Raw genomic sequence first — 24,692 nt, forward strand, 5'->3', positions numbered from 1 at the left:
TCTATTACAAAATATACCGAAATAATTAGGGATTACTTCACTTAACCTGAATAATTCAAAGTTAAGTGAATGTAAACTGCGCCATATCTTTTATTATCTTAATAAGTGCTTACTAATTCAAAATATTATATAAAACCAAGATACAGTGCAAAATCCCAACACACAACGTGGTGCGTAATATATTATCCTATTTTTTTCATTGCAGTCATAGATTCTCTCAACCAAGCTCCCACTTCTTCGATAGGATGTTGACGAATTTCTTTGTTTACTGCGATCAGAACAGCATTATCTACTCCATTTGAAGTTGAAAATGGTTTACCAATAATATTAGTTTCTACTTTTTTCATGAATTCAGTCAATAAAGGCTTACATGCATGATCAAATAAATAGCAACCATATTCTGCAGTATCAGAAATTACACGGTTCATTTCGAATAGTTTCTTTCTTGCGATAGTATTAGCAATCAAAGGTAATTCGTGTAATGACTCATAATAAGCAGATTCTTCGATAATACCAGCTTCTGTCATAGTTTCGAAAGCTAATTCTACACCTGCTTTAACCATTGCAATCATTAATACTCCATTATCGAAATATTCCTGCTCTGAAATTGGAGCTTCTTGTGGAGCTGTTTTTTCGAAATTAGTTTCACCGGTTGCAGCTCTCCATTTCAATAAGTTAACATCATCATTTGCCCAGTCAATCATCATAGTTCTTGAAAACTCTCCAGAAATAATATCATCCTGATGTTTTTGGAACAACGGACGCATAATATCTTTTAATTCATCTGCAAGCTCATAAGCTTCAATTTTAGCAGGATTAGAAAGACGATCCATCATATTTGTGATACCTCCGTGTTTCAATGCTTCAGTGATAGTTTCCCATCCGTATTGAATTAGTTTAGAAGCATATGTAGCGTCGATTCCTTTTTCAACCATCTTATCAAAACATAAAATAGAACCTGTTTGCAATAATCCACAAAGGATAGTTTGCTCACCCATTAAATCTGATTTTACTTCAGCCACGAATGATGATTTTAGAACTCCTGCTCTGTGTCCTCCGGTAGCAACAGCATAAGCTTTAGCCTGATCTAAACCTAAACCGTTTGGATCGTTTTCAGGGTGAACAGCGATAAGTGTTGGTACACCAAAACCTCTTTTATATTCTTCACGCACTTCAGAACCCGGGCACTTAGGAGCACACATAATTACTGTGATATCTTTACGAATCTGCATTCCTTCTTCTACGATATTAAAACCATGAGAATAAGCCAAAGTCGAACCGTTTTTCATTAATGGCATAATGGCAGTAACTACAGCGGTATGTTGCTTATCCGGAGTTAAGTTACAAACCAAATCAGCAGTTGGAATTAATTCTTCATAAGTACCTACTTTAAAACCATTTTCAGTAGCATTTTTAAAAGAAGCTCTTTTTTCAGCAATTGCATCTGCACGCAAAGCATAAGAAATATCCAGACCTGAATCTCTCATATTTAAACCCTGGTTCAAACCTTGCGCTCCGCAACCTACGATTACGACTTTTTTTCCTGCTAATGCATCTATCCCGTTTGCAAATTCAGATTGATCCATAAATTCGCAAACCCCTAATTGTTCTAATTGTAATCTAAGTGGTAATGTGTTGAAATAATTGGCCATTTTTTTAATATTTAATAAGTATGATGTTTAATTTGAAAATTGATAAACTATTTTAATTCTTCTAATAATAATGATGAAATCTCCATCTTTTCTTTTGATACAGAAATTCTTCCTGAACGCACGAATTGCATAATTCCGTAAGGTTTAAACTTCGCATATAATTCTTCTATTTCTGAGCGTCTTCCTGATTTTGAAATCACAAAGAAATCACGTGAAACAGTTACAATCGTTGACTGACTGTCTTTGATTATATTCTGAATTTGTTTTTCATCAAACAGCAAGCTTGAAGCTATTTTAAATAATGCATTTTCCAGATAAATTGTCTCTTCATCTGTATGATAAAATGCTTTTATAACTTCAATTTGTTTTTCGATTTGTCCAACAATATTCTTAACCCATTTCTCTGTTGTTTCAACTACAATAATAAATCTTGAAACATTTTCTATTTCTGATTCGGAAACGTTTAAACTTAATATATTAATGTGCCGTTTTAAGAATATTCCTGATATTCTATTTAATAAGCCTACGTTATTTTCTGAGTATACCGATATGGTAAATGTTTTTTCTTCCATAATTTTTAACTTAATCTCATATCAGAAACCGAAGCTCCTGTTGGAATCATTGGAAATACGTTATTTTCTTTTTCTACCATAACTTCTAAGAAATAAGAATCTTTTGAAGCCAGCATCTCAGCGACTGCAGCATCTAAATCCTCTCTTTTCGTTACCTTTCTTGATTTGATATAATACCCTTCTGCAATAGCACAAAAATTTGGATTTACCATAACCGTAGAAGCGTATCTGTAATCAAAAAACAATTCCTGCCATTGGCGAACCATTCCTAGAAATTCATTGTTTAGTACTACAATTTTCACAGGAACCTTCGTTTGATGAATGGTACCTAATTCTTGTATATTCATTTGAAAACCTCCGTCTCCAATTATAGCTACAACCTCCCTGTCTGGTCTTCCCATTTTGGCACCAATAGCTGCAGGTAAAGCAAACCCCATAGTTCCCAAACCTCCTGAAGTAACATTACTTTTTGTGGAATTGAATTTAGCATAACGACAGGCAAACATTTGATGCTGTCCTACATCCGATACCATTATTGCGTCACCTTTAGAGTGTTTATTAATCATTTCAATCGTTTCTCCCATCGAAATTCCTTTTCCATTCGTTGGTGTCAACTCTTCATCTATAACTGCTTCTAATTCAATTTTATATTTTTCTTTGAATTTATTATGCCATGAATCATGCGATTTTTTGTCAATTAATGGAATCAAAGCTGTTAATGCTTCTTTTAAATCAGCCAAAACAGCTACTTCTGTTTTTACATTTTTATCGATTTCAGCAGGATCAATTTCGAAGTGGATTACTTTGGCTTGTTTAGCATAAGTCGCTAAATTTCCTGTAACACGGTCATCAAAACGCATTCCCAATGCAATTAAAACATCACATTCATTGGTTAAAAGATTAGGCCCATAATTACCATGCATTCCTACCATACCTACATTTAAAGGATGATCTGTTGGCAAAGCTGAAAGTCCCAGAATTGTCCAGGCCGCAGGAATTCCTGATTTTTCAACTAATCTTTTCAATTGCTCTTCTGCCTGACTTAATATAACACCCTGACCAAAAATAATGTATGGTTTTTTGGCATTATTAATTATATCCGCTGCTGCTTCAACCTTTTTAATATTCAATACTGGTTTTGGATGATAACTTCTGATTCCAGTACATTTTTCATAACTAAAATCAAACTCATCGAATTGAGCATTTTTAGTAATATCAATCAAAACTGGCCCGGGACGCCCTGATCTTGCAATATAAAATGCTTTTGCAATAATTTCCGGAATTTCGTGAGCTTCTGTAATTTGGTAATTCCATTTGGTTACCGGAGTTGAGATTCCAATAATATCTGTTTCCTGAAAAGCATCAGAACCCAATAAATGTTTTCCAACCTGACCTGTAATACACACTAATGGCGTAGAATCGATTTGAGCATCTGCAATTCCTGTAACTAAATTTGTAGCTCCAGGTCCTGAGGTTGCAATTGCTACACCTACTTTACCGGTGGCTCTTGCAAAACCTTGTGCTGCATGTGCTGCACCTTGTTCGTGACGTACCAAAACATGGTGCAATTGATCCTGAAATTTATATAATTCATCGTAAACCGGCATAATGGCACCACCTGGGTAACCATAAACTAAGTCTACTCCTTCTGCTAATAAACATCTAATAACGGCTTCTGCCCCTGATATTTTCATTTTATTTTATTTTTTTCACCTCTCAATCCTTATTTCAGATTTAGACGTAGTTTTTATTAAATTATTTGTCGGTAACACATCCTTCAGAGGCACTGGAGACCGAACGCATATATTTAAGTAAAACTCCTTGTTTAATTCCATTTTCAGGTCTCTTCCAATTAGCTTTTCGTTTTGCCAATTCTTCATCAGAAACTTTCATATTAATGGTATTATTTATTGCATCAATTGTAATAACATCATCATTTTCGATTAATGCAATTCCACCACCTTCATAAGCTTCCGGGGTAACGTGACCTACTACAAAACCGTGCGAACCTCCGGAGAAACGTCCGTCAGTAATCAAAGCAACAGTGCTTCCTAAACCAGCTCCCATAATAGCAGAGGTTGGTTTAAGCATTTCAGACATACCAGGACCTCCTTTTGGACCACAATAACGAATAATTACCACGTTTCCAGGTTTAACTTCACCAGCCTGTATTCCTCTGATTACATCTTTTTCACCTTCAAAAACAACTGCTGTACCTTCAAAAAACTCACCTTCTTTGCCGCTAATTTTAGCTACACAACCTTCTGTTGCTATGTTTCCGTATAAAATCTGAATATTCCCTGTTGATTTTAATGCTTTTGCTATTTCAAAAACTACTTGTTGACCATCATGTAAGTCAGGAACAGAAGCTAAATTCTCTGCTATTGTTTTCCCTGTTACAGTTAAACAATCACCATGTAAGAAACCTTCCTTTAATAAATATTTCATTACTCCCGGAACACCACCAACATTGTGTAAATCTTCCATTAAGTATTTACCACTTGGTTTCAAGTCAGCCAACAACGGTGTTTTATCACTTATATCCTGAAAATCTTTTAAAGTCAATTCGATACCTACAGAATGAGCCATTGCAATTAAGTGCATAACTGCATTTGTAGAACCACCTAAAACAGCTACCATTGTAATTGCATTTTCAAATGCTTTACGAGTCATGATATCTCTTGGTTTGATATCTTTTTCTAATAATATTCTGATAGCTTTACCTGCATCAACACATTCTTGTTTCTTTTCAGGACTTAAAGCAGGATTAGAAGAACTATAAGGTAAACTCATTCCTAACGCTTCAATTGCAGATGACATTGTATTTGCTGTGTACATTCCACCACAAGCACCTGCGCCCGGACAAGCATTTTGAATTACACCTTTGAAATCTTCGGGAGTAATTTTGTTACTTATTTTTTTTCCTAAAGCTTCAAAAGCAGAAACAATATTTAAATCCTCACCTTTCCATTTTCCCGGATGGATTGATCCTCCGTAAACCATAATAGAAGGGCGATTTACTCTACCCATAGCCATTAAAGCTCCCGGCATATTTTTATCACAACCCGGAACAGCAATCATACCATCGTACCATTGTGCACCCATTACAGTTTCAATAGAATCAGCAATAACATCGCGAGAAACTAAAGAAAAACGCATCCCGTCATTACCATTAGAAATACCATCACTAACACCAATAGTATTAAAAATCAAACCGACCAAATCAGCATCCCAGACCCCTTTCTTAATATCTTTAGCCAGGTCATTTAAGTGCATGTTACACGGGTTTCCGTCGTAGCCCATACTCACAATTCCTACCTGCGCTTTTTTAAGATCCTCTTCTGTCAAACCAATTCCGTAGAACATTGCTTGTGAAGCTGGTTGAGTTTCATCTTGCGTGATTGTTTTGCTGTACTTGTTTAATTCCATTGTATTATTTGTATTTCTAATTTTATTCCTAAAAAAAACCTCCCAACTAAGTGGGAGGTTATAATATATATTTTTCAATTATATTTATACCATTCCCGATGCAGATGTGCTATACACATTGACAACAATGACAGAAGTAATAATAATTGAGATTTGCATCATTTATTTTTTTGATGCCACAAAAGTACAAAAACTAATAGGACAAAAAAAAATAAAATCTCAACATTTCAAACACTTCTTGTTAATTATTGCAACATTTAACAAAAAATATTAAACAATCGTAGATTGTCCGATATGAACGTTATCATTATTAAAATAGAGCAAATCATCTTTACTGAAAATAAAGTTTGACACAAACTCCCCTACTTCATTAGTTCCAAATTTTGAATCTGCTTTTAAATCTATTGTAACTACCTTAAATTCAATTGCCTTTTCAACTGCTTTATAAATTACATTTGCTTCTTTAAACAGTCCAAAATGCTCTAACAACATTGCTGCCGACAAAATAGAAGCTATTGGATTGGCAATATTTTTCCCTTTTGCCTGAGGATACGAACCGTGAATTGGCTCAAAAAGCGCATTTTTTTCACCTAAAGAAGCCGAAGCTAACAAACCTATTGATCCTGTAATCACACTTGCTTCATCAGACAAAATATCTCCAAATAAATTTTCTGTCAAAATCACATCAAATTGTTTTGGATTTAAAATCAGTTGCATTACCGCATTATCCACAAACAAAAAGTCCAGTGTAACATCTTTATATTCTTCACCAACTTTCTGAACAACTTTTCTCCACAACCTTGAGGTTTCCAAAACGTTTGCTTTATCCACCATTGTTAACTTTTTACGACGGTTTTGCGCTGCTTTAAAAGCAAGATGTACAATTCTGGCAATTTCTTCTTCCGAATATTCACATAAATCCGAAGCATGTGTTCCTTCTTCATTTAATGTTTTTGCTCCAAAATAAGCACCACCTGTTAATTCTCTGAAAATAGTAAAATCAGCTCCTTCTATAATTTCTCTTTTTAAAGGAGATGCGTCAATTAATGACTTATAAGGTTTAATTGGTCGGATGTTTGCAAACAACCCTAATTCTTTGTGTAGCTTTAACAACCCTTGCTCAGGACGAACTTTAGCATTTGGATTATTATCATATTTTGGATCACCAATAGCTCCAAACAAAACAGCATCAGTATTTAAACAGAGATTCAGTGTTTGTTCAGGAAGCGGTTTTCCTGTTTTATCAATAGCAATTGCTCCCATGAGAGCTTCTTCGAAAACAAATTCATGATTATACACTTCGCCAATTGCATACAACGCTTTTTTGGCTTGTGCAATTACCTCCGGTCCTATTCCGTCTCCTGGTAAAACTGCTATTTTCAAATTCATAATGCCTCGTTCTTTATGTATTTAAAATCTGTTTTTTCTAAATTAACTTCTAATTAAATCTCCCTGAATCTTGGAAGCTTCAATAATCTGATGAATATCTTCGTCTAAAACTTCTTTTTTAATATCTGCAAATTTTAAGAATTCAACATATACGATATCCAATTGCACTTTCGTAAGTTCATAACCTACTTTTTTAGCTCGGTATGCTAAAGCAGCTCTTCCGCTTCTTGCAGTCAAAATAATGGAAGACTCATTAACACCTACATCCAAAGGATCCATAATTTCGTAAGTAGCTCTGTTTTTGATCACACCATCCTGATGAATTCCAGAACTGTGAGCAAAAGCATTTGCCCCCACAATTGCCTTATTTGGCTGTACTATCATTCCCATACTATCAGAAACCAAACGACTCATTTCGTTCAATTCTCTTGTATTGATATTTGTATCTAAATTTAAGTAAGGATGTTGTTTAAAAATCATCACTACCTCTTCAAGTGCTGTATTTCCTGCTCTCTCGCCAATACCATTAATAGTACATTCTATTTGTCGTGCTCCATTTATAGCTCCTGAAATTGAATTTGCAGTAGCCATTCCTAAATCATTATGACAGTGACAGGAAAGAATTACATTTTCTATTCCTTTAACGTTTTCTTTTAAATATTTTATTTTTGCTCCGTATTCTTCAGGCAAACAATATCCTGTTGTATCCGGAATATTTAAAACGGTTGCACCTGATTTTATTACTTCTTCGCACACTTTAGCTAAAAAAGCATTATCAGTTCTACCAGCATCTTCTGCGTAGAATTCAACATCTTCAACATATGATTTTGCGTGTGCTACAGCATACTTTGCTCTGGCAATAATATCTTCCGGAGTAGTATTTAATTTATGGAGGATATGAGATTGTGAAGTTCCGATTCCGGTATGGATTCTAGGTTTCTTAGCATGCTTTAAGGCAGCTGCAGCAACATCAATGTCATTTTTTACGGCTCTTGTTAATCCGCAGACGGTTGCATTTTCTACAATTTTACAAATCTCAGAGACCGATAAAAAATCGCCCGGACTTGACACAGGAAAACCTGCTTCAATGATATCAACTCCCATTTTGTCTAGTCTTTCTGCAATAACCAATTTTTGATTGGTATCTAACTTACATCCTGGAACCTGTTCACCATCACGCAAAGTGGTGTCAAAAATTTGAACTTTCTCTCTATTCATATTCATTTATTTAATGTAATTTCACATCTTGAAACAAATATATATTGTACTTCTTCAGTATGAAATTCATTTTAATGAAATTATACTGTTCATAACGCAATTTATAATGAGTTAAACAATTAAAAATCAATAAGTTACATTATTATATTTTACAATGGCTAACCATCAAAAAGATTTCTTATTTGTACTGATTAAATCCCTTTCTAAATCCGAAAAAAGACAGTTTAAAATTTTTGCAAGCCGTTTAGAAACGAGTTCGAATACTAAATTCATTGAGTTATTTAATATTTTGGATAAGTCTGAAACTTACGATGAAAAGCTTATTCTTAAAAACGGCATTATCAAAAAAGTTCAGTTATCTAATTTAAAATCATACTTATATAAACAGATTTTAGTTAGTATTCGCTTGAATATTCCGAGCCAGAATATTCGTTATCAATTGCGGGAACAAATTGATTTTGCTGTTATTCTATACAATAAAGGATTATACAAACAGAGCTTGAAAATCCTGGATAAAACTAAAATCACTGCACTTGAAAACGATGAAAAATTAATGGCTTATGAAATTGTTGAATTCGAAAAATTAATCGAATCCCAATATATTACACGAAGTATTCAGGGCCGTGCCGATGAATTGGTCATTCAGGCAAAGGAATTGAATTATCGAAATACAATCTCCAGTAAGTTATCTAATTTATCATTACAGCTTTATGGAATTATGTTGAAGACCGGTTATGTAAAAAGCGATGAGGAGTATAAATATATTGATGATTATTTCAATAAGCACATTTCTAAACTTGACGAAAGCAAGTTTGGTTTCCGTGAAAAATATTGGTTTTACAATGCCAATTTATGGAGAAGTTTTCTTGTTCAGGATTTTCTTGCCAGCTATAAATACGCATATAAATGGGTCAGGTTGTTTTATGATAATCCAAATATGATTTACCAAAATCCGGTATTTTTTCTTAAGGGAAATCATTACTTTTTAGAATCGCTTTATATGCTGAAATATAAATCGAATTTTAAGAAATACCTAACGCTTTTAGAAGAGACAATTAATGATGATAAATTTCCTGCAAATGATAACATCGCATCACTATCATTTCTGTATGTATATAATAATAAATTAAACTATCATATTCTTGAAGGTACATTTGCCGAAAGCGAATATTTGATTCCTGAAATTTTAGAGAAAATAAAAATTCACAACGAACATCTTGATGAACATCACGAAATGTTATTTTATTACAAAATTGCATCTATCTATTTTGGAAATGAAAAATACAACGATTCGATTTACTATTTAGATAAAATCATCAATAATAAAAACCTGACAATGCGTGAAGATTTGATGTGTTTTGCAAGACTCCTGTCCTTAATAGCACATTACGAGTTAGGCAAGGATTACTATCTGGAGAATCACCTCAAAAGTACCTATAAGTTTTTACTGAAAATGAATGACCTGCATGAAGTTCAGAAGGAAATTATTAAATTCATGAGAAACCTTAATAATTTCTATCCAGCCGATATTAAAAGGGAATTTATCAAAATGCGGGAACGTTTTATTGAATTAGAAAAAAACACGTATGAAAAAAGAGCTTTTCTGTATTTGGATATAATATCATGGCTGGAAAGCAAAATTGAAAACAGAAAAATTGCTGATATTATTAAAGAAAAGGCAAAACTTAGCAGCCGTTAACAGTTTTAAAAATCTTAACTTATATCCAACAAAGTAATAACAAAACCTTAACAGCAAAGGAAAGATATATGTCGGACATTTGTAATGTAATAAACTGGTTATTTATTATTTTGGTTTTGGTTAGTTAAATGATGCCGGCGTCTTCGAGATGCCGGCATTCTTTTTTTATATCTATATGGTTTATTTTGTTTCAGGTTTCAAGTTTGAGGTTGCTTTACTTTGCACTATTTAACCACAAAGCATGCAAAGCTGTGTGATATAAACTTTGCGCGCTTTGCTGTTAAATTTACACTCCAACAACTTGAAACTTGAAACAAAGAAAAACTTTAAACTAATTTTTCAATCTTTCGTGAAGCAATTTAAAATATGGAAAAGCCTTTAATAACCGGCTTCCGTGCCAGGAAAACATCTCACCATCAACAAAAATAGTTTTGGCATGATGAGTGAAGCGCCCTATTTCAAAAGCATCTTCTTCTTTGAAAGGATATGGTTCTGAGGAAAGAAATACAACATCCGGATCACCTTCCAATCGCATTTTTTTAAGTTCTATTTCGGGATAACGTCCTTTATCTTCGTAGATATTCTTAAAATGATTTAACTTTAATAACTCATTTATATAAGTATCATTACCGGCTACCATATAAGGATCTTTCCAAATAAAATATGCTGCTTTTTTAATAGAAATATCCTGGACATATTTTTTGAAATCCCTTAAAGCAAAAGCCAATTTATCATTCCACTTTTGGGCTTCGGTCCTGCAATTAAAAAGCTGCCCAAAATCTGAAATCATTTGAAAATTATCTTCAACAGAAACAATATTTGTAACCCAAACAGGACATATTTTGCTTAATTGGTTTACAATTTCTTCTGTGTTTTCTTCTTTATTGCAAATGATAATATCTGGCTCTAATAATTTTATTTTCTCCAAATGGATTTTTTTAGTTCCGCCAACGATTTTCTTAGTTGCTTTTAAATGATAGGGATGAACGCAAAATTTAGTTATTCCTGTAATTTTTTCTTCCAAACCTAAATCATACAACAATTCTGTTTGAGATGGTACTAACGAAATAATGCGTTTTGGGGGTGTTTCAAAAGAATGCAACGTACCAATTTGATCTCTGAGTTGTTTCATTTGATTTGTTTCTGATTAGTATTTTTACCACAAAGATTCGCAAAGTTTCTTTAGAGAGATTATCGTATTTAAAGTTGACAAAGCTTTTTATAAAACAATTTTAAAATTATCTTAGTATAACTTTGTGAATCTCTGTGGCAAAATTATGTTCAAAGTGTAGCTGCCAACCTGAACTTTAAACTTGAAACCTGGAACTAAGAATCTCTTCCATTTCTTGTTGAACAGACAATGCTTCTTCCCTCGCCTTTTCAGCAAAATCATTTCCTTTTGAAGCATAAATAATAGCTCTGGCAGAATTTACCAATAACCCTACATTATCATTCATCCCGTATTTGCAAACTTCTGACAAACTTCCACCCTGAGCTCCAATACCCGGAACTAATAAAAAACTGTCGGGAACAATTTTTCTTATTTCTGCAAAGTATTCAGCTTTGGTTGCACCCACAACATACATTAAATTATGACTATTTTTCCATGTTTTAGAAGTTTCCAAAACTTGCTTATATAATTCTTTTCCATTCGCGGTAAGAGTTTGAAAATCAAAAGCACCTTCATTTGAAGTTAAAGCCAACATTATAGTATGTTTATTTTCGAAAGCCAGAAAAGGCTCAACAGAATCTTTTCCCATGTATGGAGCAACAGTTACGCTGTCAAAATTCAAATCTTCAAAAAAAGCTTTTGCATACATGCTGGAAGTATTTCCAATATCGCCACGTTTTGCATCCGCAATAGTAAAAATTTCCGGAAAGTTTTCGTTTATATAATTGATCGTTTTTTGCAACGATATCCAGCCTTTTATACCATAGGCCTCAAAAAAAGCTGTGTTGGGTTTATATCCTACAGTCAAATCATGTGTCGCATCAATTATCGCTTTATTGAACTCAAAAATAGGGTCTTCTGTTTCTAACAAATGTGACGGAATTTTATCCAGATCAGGATCTAATCCAACGCATAAAAATGATTTCTTCTGAAGTATTTGTTCGTGTAGTTGTTGTGTGGTCATTGGTGATTTTTTAGTTCTTCCAATATTAAGAATGATTCTTTTTTGAAAGTATGCAAAAATAAAAAAAGCCACTCAATTAAGAATGGCTTTTGGTATTTATATTCAACTGTTATTAGAAATTACCTAAATAAACAATTTCAGTTCTTCTGTTTGCAGCTCTTCCGGCAGCTGTATTATTAGGTTTAACCGGTTTTGAAGCTCCAAATCCTTGTGAGGTTAAGTTAGCCGGATTTACTCCTTTTTCAATTAAGGCATCCATAATAATTTTTGCTCTTTCTTCAGACAACTTTTGATTTGCCTTAGCATTTCCTACATTATCAGTATGTCCGTAAATAGCAAACTTAGCATTTGGATAATTTTTTAAAATTTCTTTGATAGCATCAAATCTTCCTGAAGTTTCTACTTTTTTAGCATCACTTAATGTAGCTTTACCTGTTGTAAAGAAAATAGATTTTGCTTCAACCTGCAATTGTGCCAAAGTAGCTTTGCTAACTTCAGGACAACCTTTATTTTCTGCCGGTCCCGCTACTAACGGACAACCATCTGCATTATCAGCAACTCCATCTTTATCAGTATCTAAAACCGGGCATCCTTTATTTTCAATTAACCCCGCAACATCCGGACAGGCATCATCCTTATCTAAAATCGTATCACCGTCTTTATCCGGCCATGGACAACCTTTGTTTTCAACCGGACCGGAAACTGTTGGACATGCATCAACATTATCTAATAATGTATCTCCATCGCTATCTTTCCATGGACATCCTTTATTTTCTAAAGGACCTGCAATTTCAGGACAAGTATCATCTTTATCAAAAACTTTATCACCATCTGTATCTGGCCATGGGCATCCATTATTTTCAATTGGTCCCACTATTTTTTTACACCCATCTTCTTTATCTATAACTCCGTCTCCATCCGTATCTTTAAATTTCTTCTCATAAACCGGAAGCTTAAGCCCAACGTAAAAATCAGCTGCTTTCGATTCTTTAGAAACTAAATTAGACACAACAGATCCAGACCCAACGAAGAAAGTCCCTACACGCAATCCTGTACCTATCTGAGTTCCGCTATATTCCATCCAGGTAACAGGTACATAAAAACTAAACCATCTGCTTTCATAACGGGGAGTTAAACTTACTCTGTCAGCAATACTGGTTGCGTTTAATTTTGTGTTTGAAACCATACTGATATCTCCATTAAGATTCAGATAGAATTTATTGTGTATATTCCAGTCAACATCTGTGTGAAGTGCTGTAGGCAAATTTGTTTTTACTCCTTTTGAAGTTGAAGTTTTTGTATAACGATCATTTAACAGATCATATAAATTATCTGTATCATCAATCATTTGCTGCGTAAGAGTACCTGATATATCGTAAATATCCTGTTTTGATTTTTTATAATTTATAGAACCAATATCCGTAACCGATAATCCGAAACGTATTTTATATTTATTTAAATCTCTAAAATTATTATCTGCAGGTTTAGCCTTGCTGAGATCATATTTTTCATAATCCGGCCTCCATTCGTATACAAGTCCAAAATCAAAGCCTACTCCGCTTGAATTTATATCAAATTCATAATCCTCATTAGCTTCCCAATCCTGACTTCCGCCAATTTTTAATTCTCCATTAGTAATTAAAGTACTATTTTCAGGATCTAATGGGTTTTCGATAAATACTGCATTTGCATTTTTTCCCTGAATATAACCATTTGCAACACCCTGCAAATATTTAGCAGTTAAACCTCCTTTTAAGAAATGCTGATTTTTTTGAAAAAGAACCGCTGCATAGGAAATTCCTAATTCTCCCCAGGCATGTGATGCTCCGTTTGGACTACCAACATTAAAACTAAAACTGTTTGACTGATCTAATCCATCTTTAACCTGATCAACAAGATTACCATTAACATCTCTAAGATTTGTAACAGATCTTGCTCTGGTAAAAAGTGCCAATGTATGTTTTGGAGCAATGTTAAACATAAATGACGGCCCCATAATATCCAAATTGATAAGAGCATTGTTTGCGTTTGACGAGGTCATTTTTGATTGACTGTCAAAATCATAACCGTCTTTAAAAACATCAAAAAGTTTTACACCATACAAATCATTACTAACAGCCGTGCTGACAGAAAACAAATTGATATCGGTCTTAAAACGGGAATCAGCAATTGACGCAGGATTAAAAAGTACACTTTGTACACCGGCATAATTATCATGAAAATAACCTGAATAAGATTGCGCTTTACTCGCAAAGGATGTCATTAAAATTAATAGAATAAGTAATTGTTTTTTCATTAAATCGGGGTTTTAAGTTTAATTGACGGCAAAACTACAACATTACATTTAAATTGGTATTACCAAAACATTGATTTGATGTAACATCTTATACTTATTATGTAGAATAATCCTGTCCTTTTAAAAAACCCAAAACGCACTCTGTACAAAAGAAAAAATGTGAATTATGAAATAGTTTTAATAATTTATATAACACAAACCAAGAGCGAAATTTTGAATTTTATACTATATAAACTTTAAAATTATAAAAGCAATGAATACAACAGAAATAAAAGGAAACTGGAACGAGTTCAAAGGAAGATTAAAACAAAAATATGCCGATTTGACTGATGATGATTTGTTATATGAAGAAGGAAAAGAAGATGAAATATACGGTAAAATCCAGCAAAAATTAGGTAAAACAAAAGAAGAATGGGATAAAATTGTATCAGATTTATAAATCATCTCAAAATATGCAATATACCGCCTAACTTAAATTAGGCGGTATTTTTTTGATTTTCAAACTTTAAAGTTTTACATTTCCTAAAAGCTCGAATTAACTCAAAAAACCAAATAAATTAGTTATCTTTAAACATATTTTTTTACAAAATGAAATTATTTATAAAATTTGATATTAATACAATTTGCACACTTTTTCTCAAAGAAAAACTGGAGGAGCAAAATTTAAATTTTTCTACCTTAGGTTTTGGAGAAATTGAACTTGAAGAGAATCTTAGTACAGAAGCATTAGATGCCCTTAAAAACGATTTAAGTCCTTTTGGTTTTGAAGTAGTAGAAAATCAAAAAAGTGTACTGGTTCAAAAAATAAAAGATGCAATTATTGAATTAGTTTATACTGATGACAATAATAACTTTAAAAGTTCTGCTTATTTGGCTGACAAATTAAATCATAGTTATGGTTATTTATCAAATGTATTTTCTGAAGTAACCTATTCATCTATTGAAAATTTTATAATCATTCAAAAAATTGAAAGAGCTAAACAGTTAATGATTGTAAATGAAATGAGTTTAACCGAAATTGCTTTTTTACTGAATTATTCAAGTGTTGCACATTTAAGTACTCAATTTAAAAACACAACCGGAATAACCCCTTCGGCATTTCTGAGAATTATTAAAAAACGAAGAGAAAATTTAAAATAAAACCCAAATACCTTTAATCAATGCAAAAAAACGCATTACACATTTTACTCGCTGATGACGACGAAGACGATAGACTTTTCTTTAAAGATGCTTTTGAAGAGGTAAAAGTACAAACCAATGTCGAATTTGTTTTCGATGGCTTACAGTTAATGGAACATCTAATGAACCCGGACACTAAATTGCCTGATATTTTATTTCTGGATTTAAACATGCCTAAAAAAACAGGTAAAGAATGTTTGATCGAAATAAAAAAAACAGAACACCTTAAAAACCTTATAATTGCAATTTACTCAACATCATCTTCTGATGAGGATATTGAAGATACATTTATTGAAGGAGCAAATATTTACATAAAAAAACCAAGTGACTTTAATGCACTTAAAAAAATTATTAACGAAGTTATAACGCTAAATTGGCATTATCATACATCAGGATTAAATCGTGATAATTTCTTATTAAGTCTTAAATAATTGCAATAATAATGAAATGGATACCTAAGTTTAATTCCTCAAACTATTTGAGAGTTATTTTTATAATAGCTATTTTCATTTTACTCTTTCTTTCTTCAATAGCTTACAAACACAACCGCGATTTAAACGAATCCAGCAAGCTGCTCATGCACACCTATGAAATAAACATAGAGCTTGAGCGGCTGATGTCGGCTATAAAAGATGCAGAGACCGGTCAGCGTGGTTTTATGATTACAAGCAATCACAGATTTCTTACTCCATATCTTTATTCCCGCGACAAGGTAAACACATCTTTTATTGCCTTAAAGAAACTTACTGCTGACAATCCAACACAAAAACAAAACCTCAATAAATTATTCAAATTAATTATTCAGCGCTATGTTTCATTTGAGAATTGTTTAAAATACAGTGCTCCGGAAACTTATGATAAAAGAAAATTAGACAATCATATGTTCGGAGGCCGTATTTTAATGGAGAACATTCGTTTTAAGGTGGATGAAATGAATGATATAGAAAAATCATTTTTACAAAAAAGCTTAAAAAAATACGACGAAGAAATTTCTCTCGGTCCTATTCTTTCAATTTCATTGTTTTTAGTCGCTTTAAGTTTTATTTTATTAGCTTACCGACAAATTAGCAAAGACTTAGAACGCTTAAAAATATACAACAAAAAGCTTTTAATCTCATCCGGTTTAATAGCTGAATCTGAAGTTATTGGTAAATTTAGTACCTGGCAGTGGGATTTAGACACTGACAAAATAGATTATTCTGATAATCAATTTCGTCTTTTAGGATTTCGTCCAAACGCTTTCGTACCCAACAAAGATAGTTTTCTAAATTTTGTACATCCTGAAGATCAGGAAGCAATTGCAGCCTCAATGGAAGGGATAATTAACAATAAGGAACTCCCTTTTATATATTACAAAATTATTCAACCAAATGATGAAATCAGATATTTTAAATCTACGGGGAAATTACTTGAAGACCAGCATGGCAGTAAGATTCTATTGGGTATAAATTTTGACATCACTGATGAACATTTACTAAATATTGAACTTCAGGAACGTAATAATGAACTTGAAAAAAGCAACAAAGAATTAGCATCATTTAATCATGTTGCAAGTCATGATTTACAGGAACCATTACGCAAAATTCAAACTTTTATTTCGAGAATTTCCGATGCAGACAAAGCGGCTATGTCTGACAGTGCCAAGGAATATATACTAAAGATTGAAACATCCGCTAAAAGAATGCGAGTTTTAATTGATGATTTATTATTGTTCTCGAAAACAAATACAACAAAAAAAGAGTTCATTAAATCTGATCTGAATGAGTTACTGGAAAATGCCAAATCAGAGTTAGCTGTAATAATTGACGAAAAAAAGGGAAACATTAAAGTTGACAAACTTCCTAAACTCCAAGTCATTCCTTATCAGATAGAACAACTCTTCATTAACCTAATTGGTAATTCCTTAAAATACAGCCAGCCAGGAACAGCACCACAAATCAATATTAACTGCGATAAGATTTTATCAAATGAGTATCCTGAATTGATCGATTTGCCCTTTAAAAAATTCTATAAAATTACATTTACAGATAATGGACTGGGCTTTGACCCACAATTTAAAGACAATATTTTTGTACTGTTTCAACGTCTTCATTCCAAAACAGATTATCCTGGAACCGGAATCGGATTAGCGATTTGCAAAAAAATTGTTGAAAATCACAAAGGATACATTACTGCCGACAGTGAACTGGGTAAAGGCTCAGTATTCACAGTATTTCTTCCGGAATAACCTCCCAAAAAAGACTTTCTTAAAACGTTATATTTTTTCCATAATGGGAATTATATAACGTTTCTTTTTTATGCTGTAAAGCAAACCTTACTATTGTTTAGCATCTTTGTAATGTAATAATGAAGTAATAATTTAACAGATGTGCTTATCAAAACCATCATTTTTAAAAACAGCTTTTATAGTAATTGCAACAATAACTATTTCATCCTGTAATGAAAATGAAAATCTGAAAAAAGTAGACAACAAATACGTTCTTACAAAAAATCCGGAAGAAATTAAAACTTATTTTTTTACTGCAACTGCAGAGATAACAAAATCAATTATTTCTAAAACTCAGTTGGCACAAAATAAAAGTTTAAATAACGCAATAAAAAGTGTCAGTATTAAAATAGAAAACAGTCAAAATCTGTTACTGCAGGATATTAGCAAAACAGCTGTTGAAAAACTCATTATAATCAATGAAATAAACACAAGAGTTGCAAATAAAGATTTGTATCAGCTTACTGCAAAAAAAGAAATGGATTTTGATTATGCTTACATTAATTCTATCATAAAATCCTTATCAGGAATGATAAAATTATTTGAATCTATCGCGCGAGAAACAAGTGATGTAGCAGTATTGAAGTTGATTACTCATTATTTACCAAAACAATACGAATTTTTAAGAGAAACAGAGAAGATTAAAAAAGAAATCAACTCAAAATCAAATCACAATTATTAACTAATTTTTTTAACATGAAAAAGCAATCATTTTATTTATACGCCTTGACACTTTTTATGACAGCATCATTTGGTATGCTTCAGGCTCAGGAAAATGTAACTACTGAATTTGGTATAAAAGGAGGTCTTAACATGTCTAATTTATACACAGATGACGCAGACGACGAAAATGTTTTATTTGGTTTTAATGCCGGTGTTTATGCTACACTGCCAGTATCCGATTTTGTAGCAATTCAACCTGAATTATTGTTCACTACAAGAGGTTCAAAATTAGAGTATAACAATGCTCTAATAGAAGGAAATGCAAAATTCAAATTAAATTATATTGAGGTTCCTTTATTAGTAAGAGTAAACCTTACCAAAAACTTTAACATACATGCAGGTGGATATGCTTCTTACCTTGTTAGTTCTAAAGTTACAGGCGAGGGATCCTTCAATTTTGAAGAAGAATTTGATACTGATAATTTTAACAAGTTTGATGCCGGTATTGCCGCTGGTGTTGGATTAGATTTTAGCCCAATAAGTATCGGAGTACGTTACAACTACGGATTGACAACTATCGTTAAAGATGGAGATGATTCATCAGATTTAAAAAACAGCAACTTAAGTTTATACTTATCATATAAATTAAATTAAAAGCTTAATTAATCCTTAAATAAATAAACCATGTCAAATCTATTATATACAATCGCAGTAATTCTTGTCATACTTTGGGCCTTAGGGTTCTTTGTATACAGCGCAGGAAGTATTATTCACATATTATTGGTAATTGCCATTATAGCAATACTATTCAGACTTATTAAAGGTCGCGAAATTTAAAAATCAAACAATATTAAACATTTTATATTAATCTTTTAAATCAAATATTATGAAAACTAGTAGCACAATTTTAGGAATTTTAGGAGCCGCAGCGGCAGGAGCATTTTTAGGAGTATTATTTGCACCGGATAAAGGTTCAGAAACCAGAAAAAAAATCAAAGACAAATCAAAAGATTACGGAGATAACCTTAAAGGTAAAGTAGATGGCATTTTAAGCACATTAAGTACAAACGGTAAAGATATTATCGAAGAAGGAAAAGCAAAATTCAATCAGGTAAAAGACGACTTCAATTCGATTAAAGATGAAGCAAAAACCGTGAAAACCAACTACTAAAAGTGACTTTTTTAAACCATAAAAACACCCAATATCATGGAAACTAATGCAACAACAAACGAAAACCTGAATATGTATGAAAAAGCAGAAAACTATACCAAAACGAGTTTGGAATTAATTAAACTCAAAACGGTATCAGCAACTGCAGATGTTTTATCAACATTAACATCACGGATAGCGGTTGGCGCTGTTGTTGCATTTTTTACTTTGTTTCTTAATATTGGACTTAGTTTATGGATTGGAAAAGAACTTGGTGAATATTATTATGGTTTTTTTGCACTTGCAGTGTTTTACTTACTAGTTGCTGTGATTCTACATAAAACACAACATAAACTGATTAAAACACCTATTGGAAACATGATTGTTTCGAATATTTTAAAAGAATCTAAAAATTGATTAAATGATTAATAAATAAAAAAGACTGTTATGGAAACTATTTACACCATTGATTCATTAAATCAAAAAATTAAATTTTTAGAAGCTCAGCAAGACAAGGAATGGTGTGAAATTAAGGATGAAATAGATGAAATTAAAGAGAATTTAAAACCTCTTAACCTAATTCGAAACACAGTTGAAGAAATTAATGAAACTATTGGTTTTAAAAGCGATATTGCTCAGTCAGCCATAAGCATAGGTATAGGTTATCTGGCAAAAAAACTGGTAATAGGAAAAACAGATTCGACATTCAAAAATATTTTCGGATCTATAGTACAGCTGGCTGTCACGACTTTGGTATCAAAACCACAGCATCAAAATGTAAGTACAAAAGAATCCTCACAATACGAAACATCCGAAGATTAATTGTTTAAACTTAAATATATGTATTATGGAAAAGATAAACGAAATAATAATCAAAAATGGTGTTTACATTTACTCAAATTTTTATAAATGTTTTGAATACACAAGAGTTTTTTTAGGTATCTAACTCGCTTTATACGTTTCTGCTATAAAAAACGGTTAAACAGTTAATACATTATTATATATTTAAGGTTCTGAGATTACCCCAGGCTTTATTTTTAAGCCATAATTGTTTTATCTCAACCGAAAAAGAGACTATTTCACAAAGTTGAAAGAGTCTCTTTTTTTTGTACAATTAATTTCTAAAAAATAAGGCCGAACAAAAGTTCGGCCTACTATATATTACGTAAAAAACTTTATAAACTTAGTCTCTCAGCATTCAGATCCTCAAAATTAATAAATCTCTGAAGCTTCCTTCAGTTTTTCCATATTGTTCACCAACTGAAGTTCAGCCACAATTTTCTGAATATCACCATTCATGATATTTCCTAAATCGTAAAGTGTCAAACCAACTCTGTGATCTGTTACACGTCCCTGAGCGTAATTGTAGGTACGAATCTTAGCAGAACGGTCACCTGAGCTTACCTGAGAAGTACGTTTTGTAGCATCCTCAGCCTCTTTCTTCGCCAATTCCTGTTCGTATAAACGGGAACGTAAAACGTTCAAGGCTTTATCTTTATTTTTATGCTGCGATTTCTGATCCTGACATTGCGCCACTAATCCGGTTGGAATGTGCGTTAAACGAACAGCCGATTTCGTAGTATTTACCGATTGTCCTCCAGGTCCTGATGAACAGAAAAAATCTACACGAACATCATTCATATCAATCTGAACATCAAATTCCTCTGCTTCCGGCAAAACCATAACCGTTGCAGCCGATGTATGTACACGACCCTGAGTTTCAGTTTGCGGAACACGCTGTACACGGTGAACACCTGCTTCAAACTTCAGAGTTCCGTACACATCTTCTCCGGAAACTTCAAAGATAACCTCTTTAAAACCTCCTGAGGTTCCTTCGTTCATATCTACGACAGAAGTTCTCCACCCCTGCGATTCGCAATATTTAGTGTACATTCTGAATAAGTCACCTGCAAAAATACTCGCTTCATCCCCACCCGTTCCGGCGCGGATCTCGACCATAACGTTTTTAGCATCTTCAGGATCTTTAGGAATCAACATAAATTTGATTTCTTCCTCAAGCTGTGGCAAACGCTCCTTTGCTTCATCCAATTGCATTTTGGCCATTTCAACCATATCTGCATCGCTTCCGTCAGCAATAATTTCGTTTGCTTCGTCAATATTGGCCAAAACAAGAATATATTCTTCTCTCTTTTCAACCAAAGCCTTAATGCTTTTATATTCCTGATTAAGCTGTACATAACGTTTTTGATCAGCAATAACATCCGGCTGAATAATCAAATCCGAAATCTCATCAAAACGCTGCTTTACATATTGAAGTCTATCTAACATTTTCTAATTCCTTTTATTGGACTGCAAAATTACAAAATTTTTGTGGAAAATTCTATCTTTAACTTTTTGTGTTTTTTGATGAGAAATTTAATAATAAGTTTAATGATTTTCAGGAGCTGGTTCCTGCTATCCGCTATATCTTTTTAGGCAGAATATTTTCGGTTTAATTAAGTATTATCGTTTGCCTAAAAAGGATGCCACTGCTATCAGGGCTAGGAACACCAGGTCTTGTAAGAACATTAGAAGCATCACTAATTAAAAGTCCCCATATGAGTTATGCTAATTTATTTATACATTCGTAAATTAAATATTACCTATGTTTATCAACCATATAAACAAGTTACAAGCCATTTCACAACAAATCCTATGAAAAGAATCCTCATTACTTTGATTTTATCTTTATCATTAATCAATTGCAAAAAAGATAATTCCTTGCAGAGAGAAAACGAACCTACAATTTATATGGTTGAAGAAGTCGATTCAGAAATAAATACTGAAATTGAAAAAGCCAAACAAACTTTACCACATTTCTATAAAGCTCTAGAATCTAAAAATCCAAATTATAATGGGTTTGGTATAAAAATGACTTTTCCTTATGATAAAGGAAATGAGCACATTTGGGTAAACAGCATATTCAAAAAAAAGAATGAATATTTTGGAATCATTGACAATCTTCCGGAATTTACCTCTGAAGTTAGGCAAGGCGACACCGTAAAAATTGAATCTGATCGCATTAGTGATTGGATGTATCTTGAGAATTCAGAATTAGAAGGCGGATATACAATCAAATTATTGCGTCTTAGAATGACCGACAAGGAAAGAGAAGAGTTTGATAAAGTAAGTGGAATGATAATTAAATAAGAAACGGCTTGTAACAGCCGTTGTGTGATATTGTTAAAAAAAGAAGTAAAAATGAACTTTAAACAGATCGATATTCAAAAATTTGATTCAACTGGTAATTATGTTTTGAATGAAGAATATGTACTTTCCTATATTTATTCCGATGGATGGACTGAACGATTATTTAGAATTGCATTTTTTATAGATATATATTTTGACTGCAAAATTGATTTAAGTTTTTATTTAAGAAATAATAAAAAAAAGAATGATACTTCATATAGTCAAAAGATTGAAAAGCAAATTGAATCACAAATCCCTATAGAAATTAAAAACTTAATTGTGTCATTAATTAATCTAAAAGAGTTAAAATTGAAGTATTTATATGCTGACACATTTATGGAAGATTCAAAAGATGAGCATTTTGTTATTAATCATAATGAAAAATCACATAATGTTGGAATAGGTATCTTTCTTAAAAAAGTAAAACCTGAAAATGAATCTGAAAATTTATTTTTCCAACTGCATACAGAATTTGAAAAATGGAAAGAAGATATATATAAGAAATATTATAATGTAAAATTACAAAATCACACAACAGGCGTTATAGAGCATTTTAAATAACATTATTGTGAAAAACAGAAAAAATATAATTCGTTTTTTAGCAAGCTTAAGTATGCTGATTTTCTTCTCACCTTTTTTCCAGATGTGTTCTGACAAGCACATTAAAGAAAGTTCTAGCTTTATTAAATCATGTCATAAAGCTGAAACAGCGAAAGAAAAAGAAATAGCTTTCGAAAGAGCAAAAAAGGACTTTTCTTTGGCACCAATACCTGCTCTGGTAATTATTCATTCTAAGTGTTGCGCAAACTCTGGCTTTGCGCTTTTTTATACCTAAAAATCACAACTGAAGCTTATGCAATTCATCCAATAACTCCATTTCATCTTCCGGCAAGAGCTGCAAGGCAATTTCAAGTAAAGTCATTACATTAATATCTGTGTTTACGGTATGAATTGGCAAACTTGGCGAATCATGATGAAGCAAAAGAATACTTGCTTTTAGCAAATCTGAAACCATTAAGTTTAATTGGTTGTAACCGGATACTTTTAGTGTTACGTCAAACGAATTACCAATTTTATTGTCTGATTTTAATTTTTTGAAATACTTCTTTTTATCTATTAATTCTAATAATTGTGCCGCTCTTTCTTTATTTTGTATTTCCATGATTTTGATTTTATTCAAAACGAAATTAGAAATAATAGATTACTCTTAAGTGATTGTATACAATCGAGTGTATACAACCGATATCTGAGTCAGGGAATTAAAAACTTTTTTTGTGTTTATTAGACCTATAAAATATTAGACGAAAGATCTTATATTTGTTATGTATATAAAACATTTCTTGTTGTTTTTATCACTAGTTTTTCATAGATGACAAGATATATTTCACAATTCGTCTAAAAAAAAGTAAAACTTAATATTTAAATTTATGGAAACAAAATTTGAAGCAGGAATTAATACTGCAATAAAGCTTCCTAAACACAAATATGAGGAAACAGTAGCTTTTTACCGCGACATTCTAAAATTAGAAGTTAAAGAAGTGGCTATAGATAACCCGACAGTTTCTAAAACACATTCGGTGCAATTTGGAAATAATATTATTTGGTTAGATTGCGTAGATAATTATACCCATTCTGAAACCTGGTTACAATTAACGGTACCTGATGTTGAAGAAGCTACACATTATTTAAAACAAAACGGTGTAGAAATCTGTGATGATATTGAGAAAATCCCTAAAGACATGCATTGGATTATGGGTCCTTCAGGTACCGTTTTTAATTTGCAAAAAAGAGCTAACATAAATAAATACTAGTCCCTATCCGGATTGATTTGATAAAACCAACATAATTACGTACT

The 24,692-nt window shown here is 32.3% G+C and carries 26 protein-coding genes; 15 read left to right on the forward strand and 11 right to left on the reverse strand.

The features are described 5' to 3' along the window. Nucleotides 1–182: 182 nt before the first annotated feature. The 6 genes from ilvC to FLACHUCJ7_RS16230 all read right to left on the reverse strand — a co-directional run bounded on the left by ilvC (nucleotide 183) and on the right by FLACHUCJ7_RS16230 (nucleotide 8,260). Entirely contained in the window at nucleotides 183–1,652 is a 1,470-nt protein-coding gene (ilvC, locus tag FLACHUCJ7_RS16205) for a ketol-acid reductoisomerase (RefSeq protein WP_180909604.1), read from the reverse strand. 47 nt (nucleotides 1,653–1,699) lie between these two features. Further along, complete coding sequence (gene ilvN / locus FLACHUCJ7_RS16210) at nucleotides 1,700–2,224, reverse strand: acetolactate synthase small subunit (RefSeq protein ID WP_031453446.1); 525 nt, start codon at nucleotides 2,222–2,224, stop codon at nucleotides 1,700–1,702. A gap of 5 nt (nucleotides 2,225–2,229) precedes the next feature. After that, complete coding sequence (gene ilvB / locus FLACHUCJ7_RS16215) at nucleotides 2,230–3,918, reverse strand: biosynthetic-type acetolactate synthase large subunit (RefSeq protein ID WP_180909605.1); 1,689 nt, start codon at nucleotides 3,916–3,918, stop codon at nucleotides 2,230–2,232. Between the two features lie 61 nt (nucleotides 3,919–3,979). Then, a complete protein-coding gene (ilvD, locus tag FLACHUCJ7_RS16220; RefSeq protein WP_180909606.1) occupies nucleotides 3,980–5,653 on the reverse strand; it encodes a dihydroxy-acid dehydratase in 1,674 nt (557 codons plus the stop codon). A 270-nt stretch (nucleotides 5,654–5,923) separates the two neighbouring features. Beyond that, on the reverse strand, nucleotides 5,924–7,042 hold the full coding sequence (gene leuB, locus FLACHUCJ7_RS16225; RefSeq protein WP_078228266.1) for a 3-isopropylmalate dehydrogenase: 1,119 nt from the start codon (nucleotides 7,040–7,042) through the stop codon (nucleotides 5,924–5,926). 42 nt (nucleotides 7,043–7,084) lie between these two features. After that, nucleotides 7,085–8,260 (reverse strand): 2-isopropylmalate synthase, encoded by a 1,176-nt coding sequence (locus tag FLACHUCJ7_RS16230; RefSeq protein ID WP_078228854.1) that lies wholly within the window; start codon nucleotides 8,258–8,260, stop codon nucleotides 7,085–7,087. A gap of 154 nt (nucleotides 8,261–8,414) precedes the next feature. Between FLACHUCJ7_RS16230 and FLACHUCJ7_RS16235 the strand changes: the two genes are divergently transcribed. Beyond that, complete coding sequence (locus tag FLACHUCJ7_RS16235; RefSeq protein WP_078228269.1) at nucleotides 8,415–9,959, forward strand: hypothetical protein; 1,545 nt, start codon at nucleotides 8,415–8,417, stop codon at nucleotides 9,957–9,959. Between the two features lie 331 nt (nucleotides 9,960–10,290). Here FLACHUCJ7_RS16235 and FLACHUCJ7_RS16240 read toward each other — a convergent pair whose 3' ends face one another. The 3 genes from FLACHUCJ7_RS16240 to FLACHUCJ7_RS16250 form a co-directional block, all read right to left on the reverse strand. Next, nucleotides 10,291–11,091 (reverse strand): ABC transporter substrate-binding protein, encoded by an 801-nt coding sequence (locus FLACHUCJ7_RS16240; protein ID WP_078228270.1) that lies wholly within the window; start codon nucleotides 11,089–11,091, stop codon nucleotides 10,291–10,293. A gap of 175 nt (nucleotides 11,092–11,266) precedes the next feature. Beyond that, entirely contained in the window at nucleotides 11,267–12,094 is an 828-nt protein-coding gene (gene pyrF, locus FLACHUCJ7_RS16245; RefSeq protein WP_078228855.1) for an orotidine-5'-phosphate decarboxylase, read from the reverse strand. Between the two features lie 112 nt (nucleotides 12,095–12,206). Further along, on the reverse strand, nucleotides 12,207–14,390 hold the full coding sequence (locus FLACHUCJ7_RS16250; protein ID WP_180909607.1) for a DUF5723 family protein: 2,184 nt from the start codon (nucleotides 14,388–14,390) through the stop codon (nucleotides 12,207–12,209). Between the two features lie 253 nt (nucleotides 14,391–14,643). On the opposite strand from FLACHUCJ7_RS16250, the gene FLACHUCJ7_RS16255 reads away from it, so the two are divergent. The 10 genes from FLACHUCJ7_RS16255 (at nucleotide 14,644) to FLACHUCJ7_RS16300 (ending at nucleotide 20,470) form a co-directional block, all read left to right on the forward strand. Then, nucleotides 14,644–14,829 carry a CsbD family protein gene (locus tag FLACHUCJ7_RS16255; protein ID WP_180909609.1) on the forward strand — a complete coding sequence of 62 codons (186 nt, stop codon included), beginning with the start codon at nucleotides 14,644–14,646 and terminating at the stop codon, nucleotides 14,827–14,829. A 149-nt stretch (nucleotides 14,830–14,978) separates the two neighbouring features. Continuing rightward, a complete protein-coding gene (locus tag FLACHUCJ7_RS16260; protein ID WP_031453434.1) occupies nucleotides 14,979–15,530 on the forward strand; it encodes a helix-turn-helix domain-containing protein in 552 nt (183 codons plus the stop codon). A gap of 20 nt (nucleotides 15,531–15,550) precedes the next feature. Next, nucleotides 15,551–16,000, forward strand: coding sequence for a response regulator (locus tag FLACHUCJ7_RS16265; protein ID WP_078228279.1), 450 nt, complete (start codon nucleotides 15,551–15,553; stop codon nucleotides 15,998–16,000). Between the two features lie 11 nt (nucleotides 16,001–16,011). After that, entirely contained in the window at nucleotides 16,012–17,796 is a 1,785-nt protein-coding gene (locus tag FLACHUCJ7_RS16270; protein ID WP_180909611.1) for a sensor histidine kinase, read from the forward strand. Nucleotides 17,797–17,935: 139 nt separating this feature from the next. Then, nucleotides 17,936–18,517 (forward strand): DUF4142 domain-containing protein, encoded by a 582-nt coding sequence (locus tag FLACHUCJ7_RS16275; protein WP_180909613.1) that lies wholly within the window; start codon nucleotides 17,936–17,938, stop codon nucleotides 18,515–18,517. A 14-nt stretch (nucleotides 18,518–18,531) separates the two neighbouring features. Continuing rightward, on the forward strand, nucleotides 18,532–19,152 hold the full coding sequence (locus FLACHUCJ7_RS16280; RefSeq protein WP_180909614.1) for a porin family protein: 621 nt from the start codon (nucleotides 18,532–18,534) through the stop codon (nucleotides 19,150–19,152). Nucleotides 19,153–19,182: 30 nt separating this feature from the next. Then, the gene (locus FLACHUCJ7_RS16285) at nucleotides 19,183–19,335 is read left to right on the forward strand and encodes a lmo0937 family membrane protein (protein ID WP_007811479.1); all 153 of its coding nucleotides are present in this window, start codon (nucleotides 19,183–19,185) and stop codon (nucleotides 19,333–19,335) included. 49 nt (nucleotides 19,336–19,384) lie between these two features. Then, complete coding sequence (locus FLACHUCJ7_RS16290) at nucleotides 19,385–19,669, forward strand: YtxH domain-containing protein (RefSeq protein ID WP_031453429.1); 285 nt, start codon at nucleotides 19,385–19,387, stop codon at nucleotides 19,667–19,669. A 36-nt stretch (nucleotides 19,670–19,705) separates the two neighbouring features. Beyond that, nucleotides 19,706–20,065, forward strand: a complete 360-nt coding sequence (locus FLACHUCJ7_RS16295) for a hypothetical protein (protein ID WP_180909616.1) — start codon at nucleotides 19,706–19,708, stop codon at nucleotides 20,063–20,065. A gap of 30 nt (nucleotides 20,066–20,095) precedes the next feature. Then, nucleotides 20,096–20,470 carry a hypothetical protein gene (locus tag FLACHUCJ7_RS16300; protein ID WP_180909618.1) on the forward strand — a complete coding sequence of 125 codons (375 nt, stop codon included), beginning with the start codon at nucleotides 20,096–20,098 and terminating at the stop codon, nucleotides 20,468–20,470. Nucleotides 20,471–20,860: 390 nt separating this feature from the next. On the opposite strand, the gene prfA is transcribed toward FLACHUCJ7_RS16300, so the two are convergent. Beyond that, complete coding sequence (gene prfA / locus FLACHUCJ7_RS16305; RefSeq protein WP_180909620.1) at nucleotides 20,861–21,937, reverse strand: peptide chain release factor 1; 1,077 nt, start codon at nucleotides 21,935–21,937, stop codon at nucleotides 20,861–20,863. 366 nt (nucleotides 21,938–22,303) lie between these two features. Between prfA and FLACHUCJ7_RS16310 the strand changes: the two genes are divergently transcribed. From FLACHUCJ7_RS16310 to FLACHUCJ7_RS16320, 3 genes are read left to right on the forward strand one after another with little or no spacing between them, the layout of a single operon-like run. Next, nucleotides 22,304–22,798, forward strand: a complete 495-nt coding sequence (locus FLACHUCJ7_RS16310) for a DUF2314 domain-containing protein (protein WP_180909622.1) — start codon at nucleotides 22,304–22,306, stop codon at nucleotides 22,796–22,798. A gap of 51 nt (nucleotides 22,799–22,849) precedes the next feature. Next, a complete protein-coding gene (locus FLACHUCJ7_RS16315; RefSeq protein ID WP_180909624.1) occupies nucleotides 22,850–23,398 on the forward strand; it encodes a hypothetical protein in 549 nt (182 codons plus the stop codon). Nucleotides 23,399–23,405: 7 nt separating this feature from the next. Further along, nucleotides 23,406–23,672, forward strand: a complete 267-nt coding sequence (locus FLACHUCJ7_RS16320) for a hypothetical protein (RefSeq protein ID WP_180909625.1) — start codon at nucleotides 23,406–23,408, stop codon at nucleotides 23,670–23,672. Nucleotides 23,673–23,675: 3 nt separating this feature from the next. Here the strand turns inward: FLACHUCJ7_RS16320 and FLACHUCJ7_RS16325 are convergent, their stop codons facing one another. After that, entirely contained in the window at nucleotides 23,676–23,999 is a 324-nt protein-coding gene (locus tag FLACHUCJ7_RS16325; protein ID WP_180909626.1) for a hypothetical protein, read from the reverse strand. Nucleotides 24,000–24,264: 265 nt separating this feature from the next. Between FLACHUCJ7_RS16325 and FLACHUCJ7_RS16330 the strand changes: the two genes are divergently transcribed. Continuing rightward, nucleotides 24,265–24,648 (forward strand): VOC family protein, encoded by a 384-nt coding sequence (locus FLACHUCJ7_RS16330; protein ID WP_180909628.1) that lies wholly within the window; start codon nucleotides 24,265–24,267, stop codon nucleotides 24,646–24,648. The last annotated feature ends 44 nt before the right edge of the window (nucleotides 24,649–24,692 follow it).

Origin of the sequence: Flavobacterium salmonis (genome assembly GCF_903819435.1) — a bacterium.
GTDB lineage: Bacteria > Bacteroidota > Bacteroidia > Flavobacteriales > Flavobacteriaceae > Flavobacterium > Flavobacterium chungangense.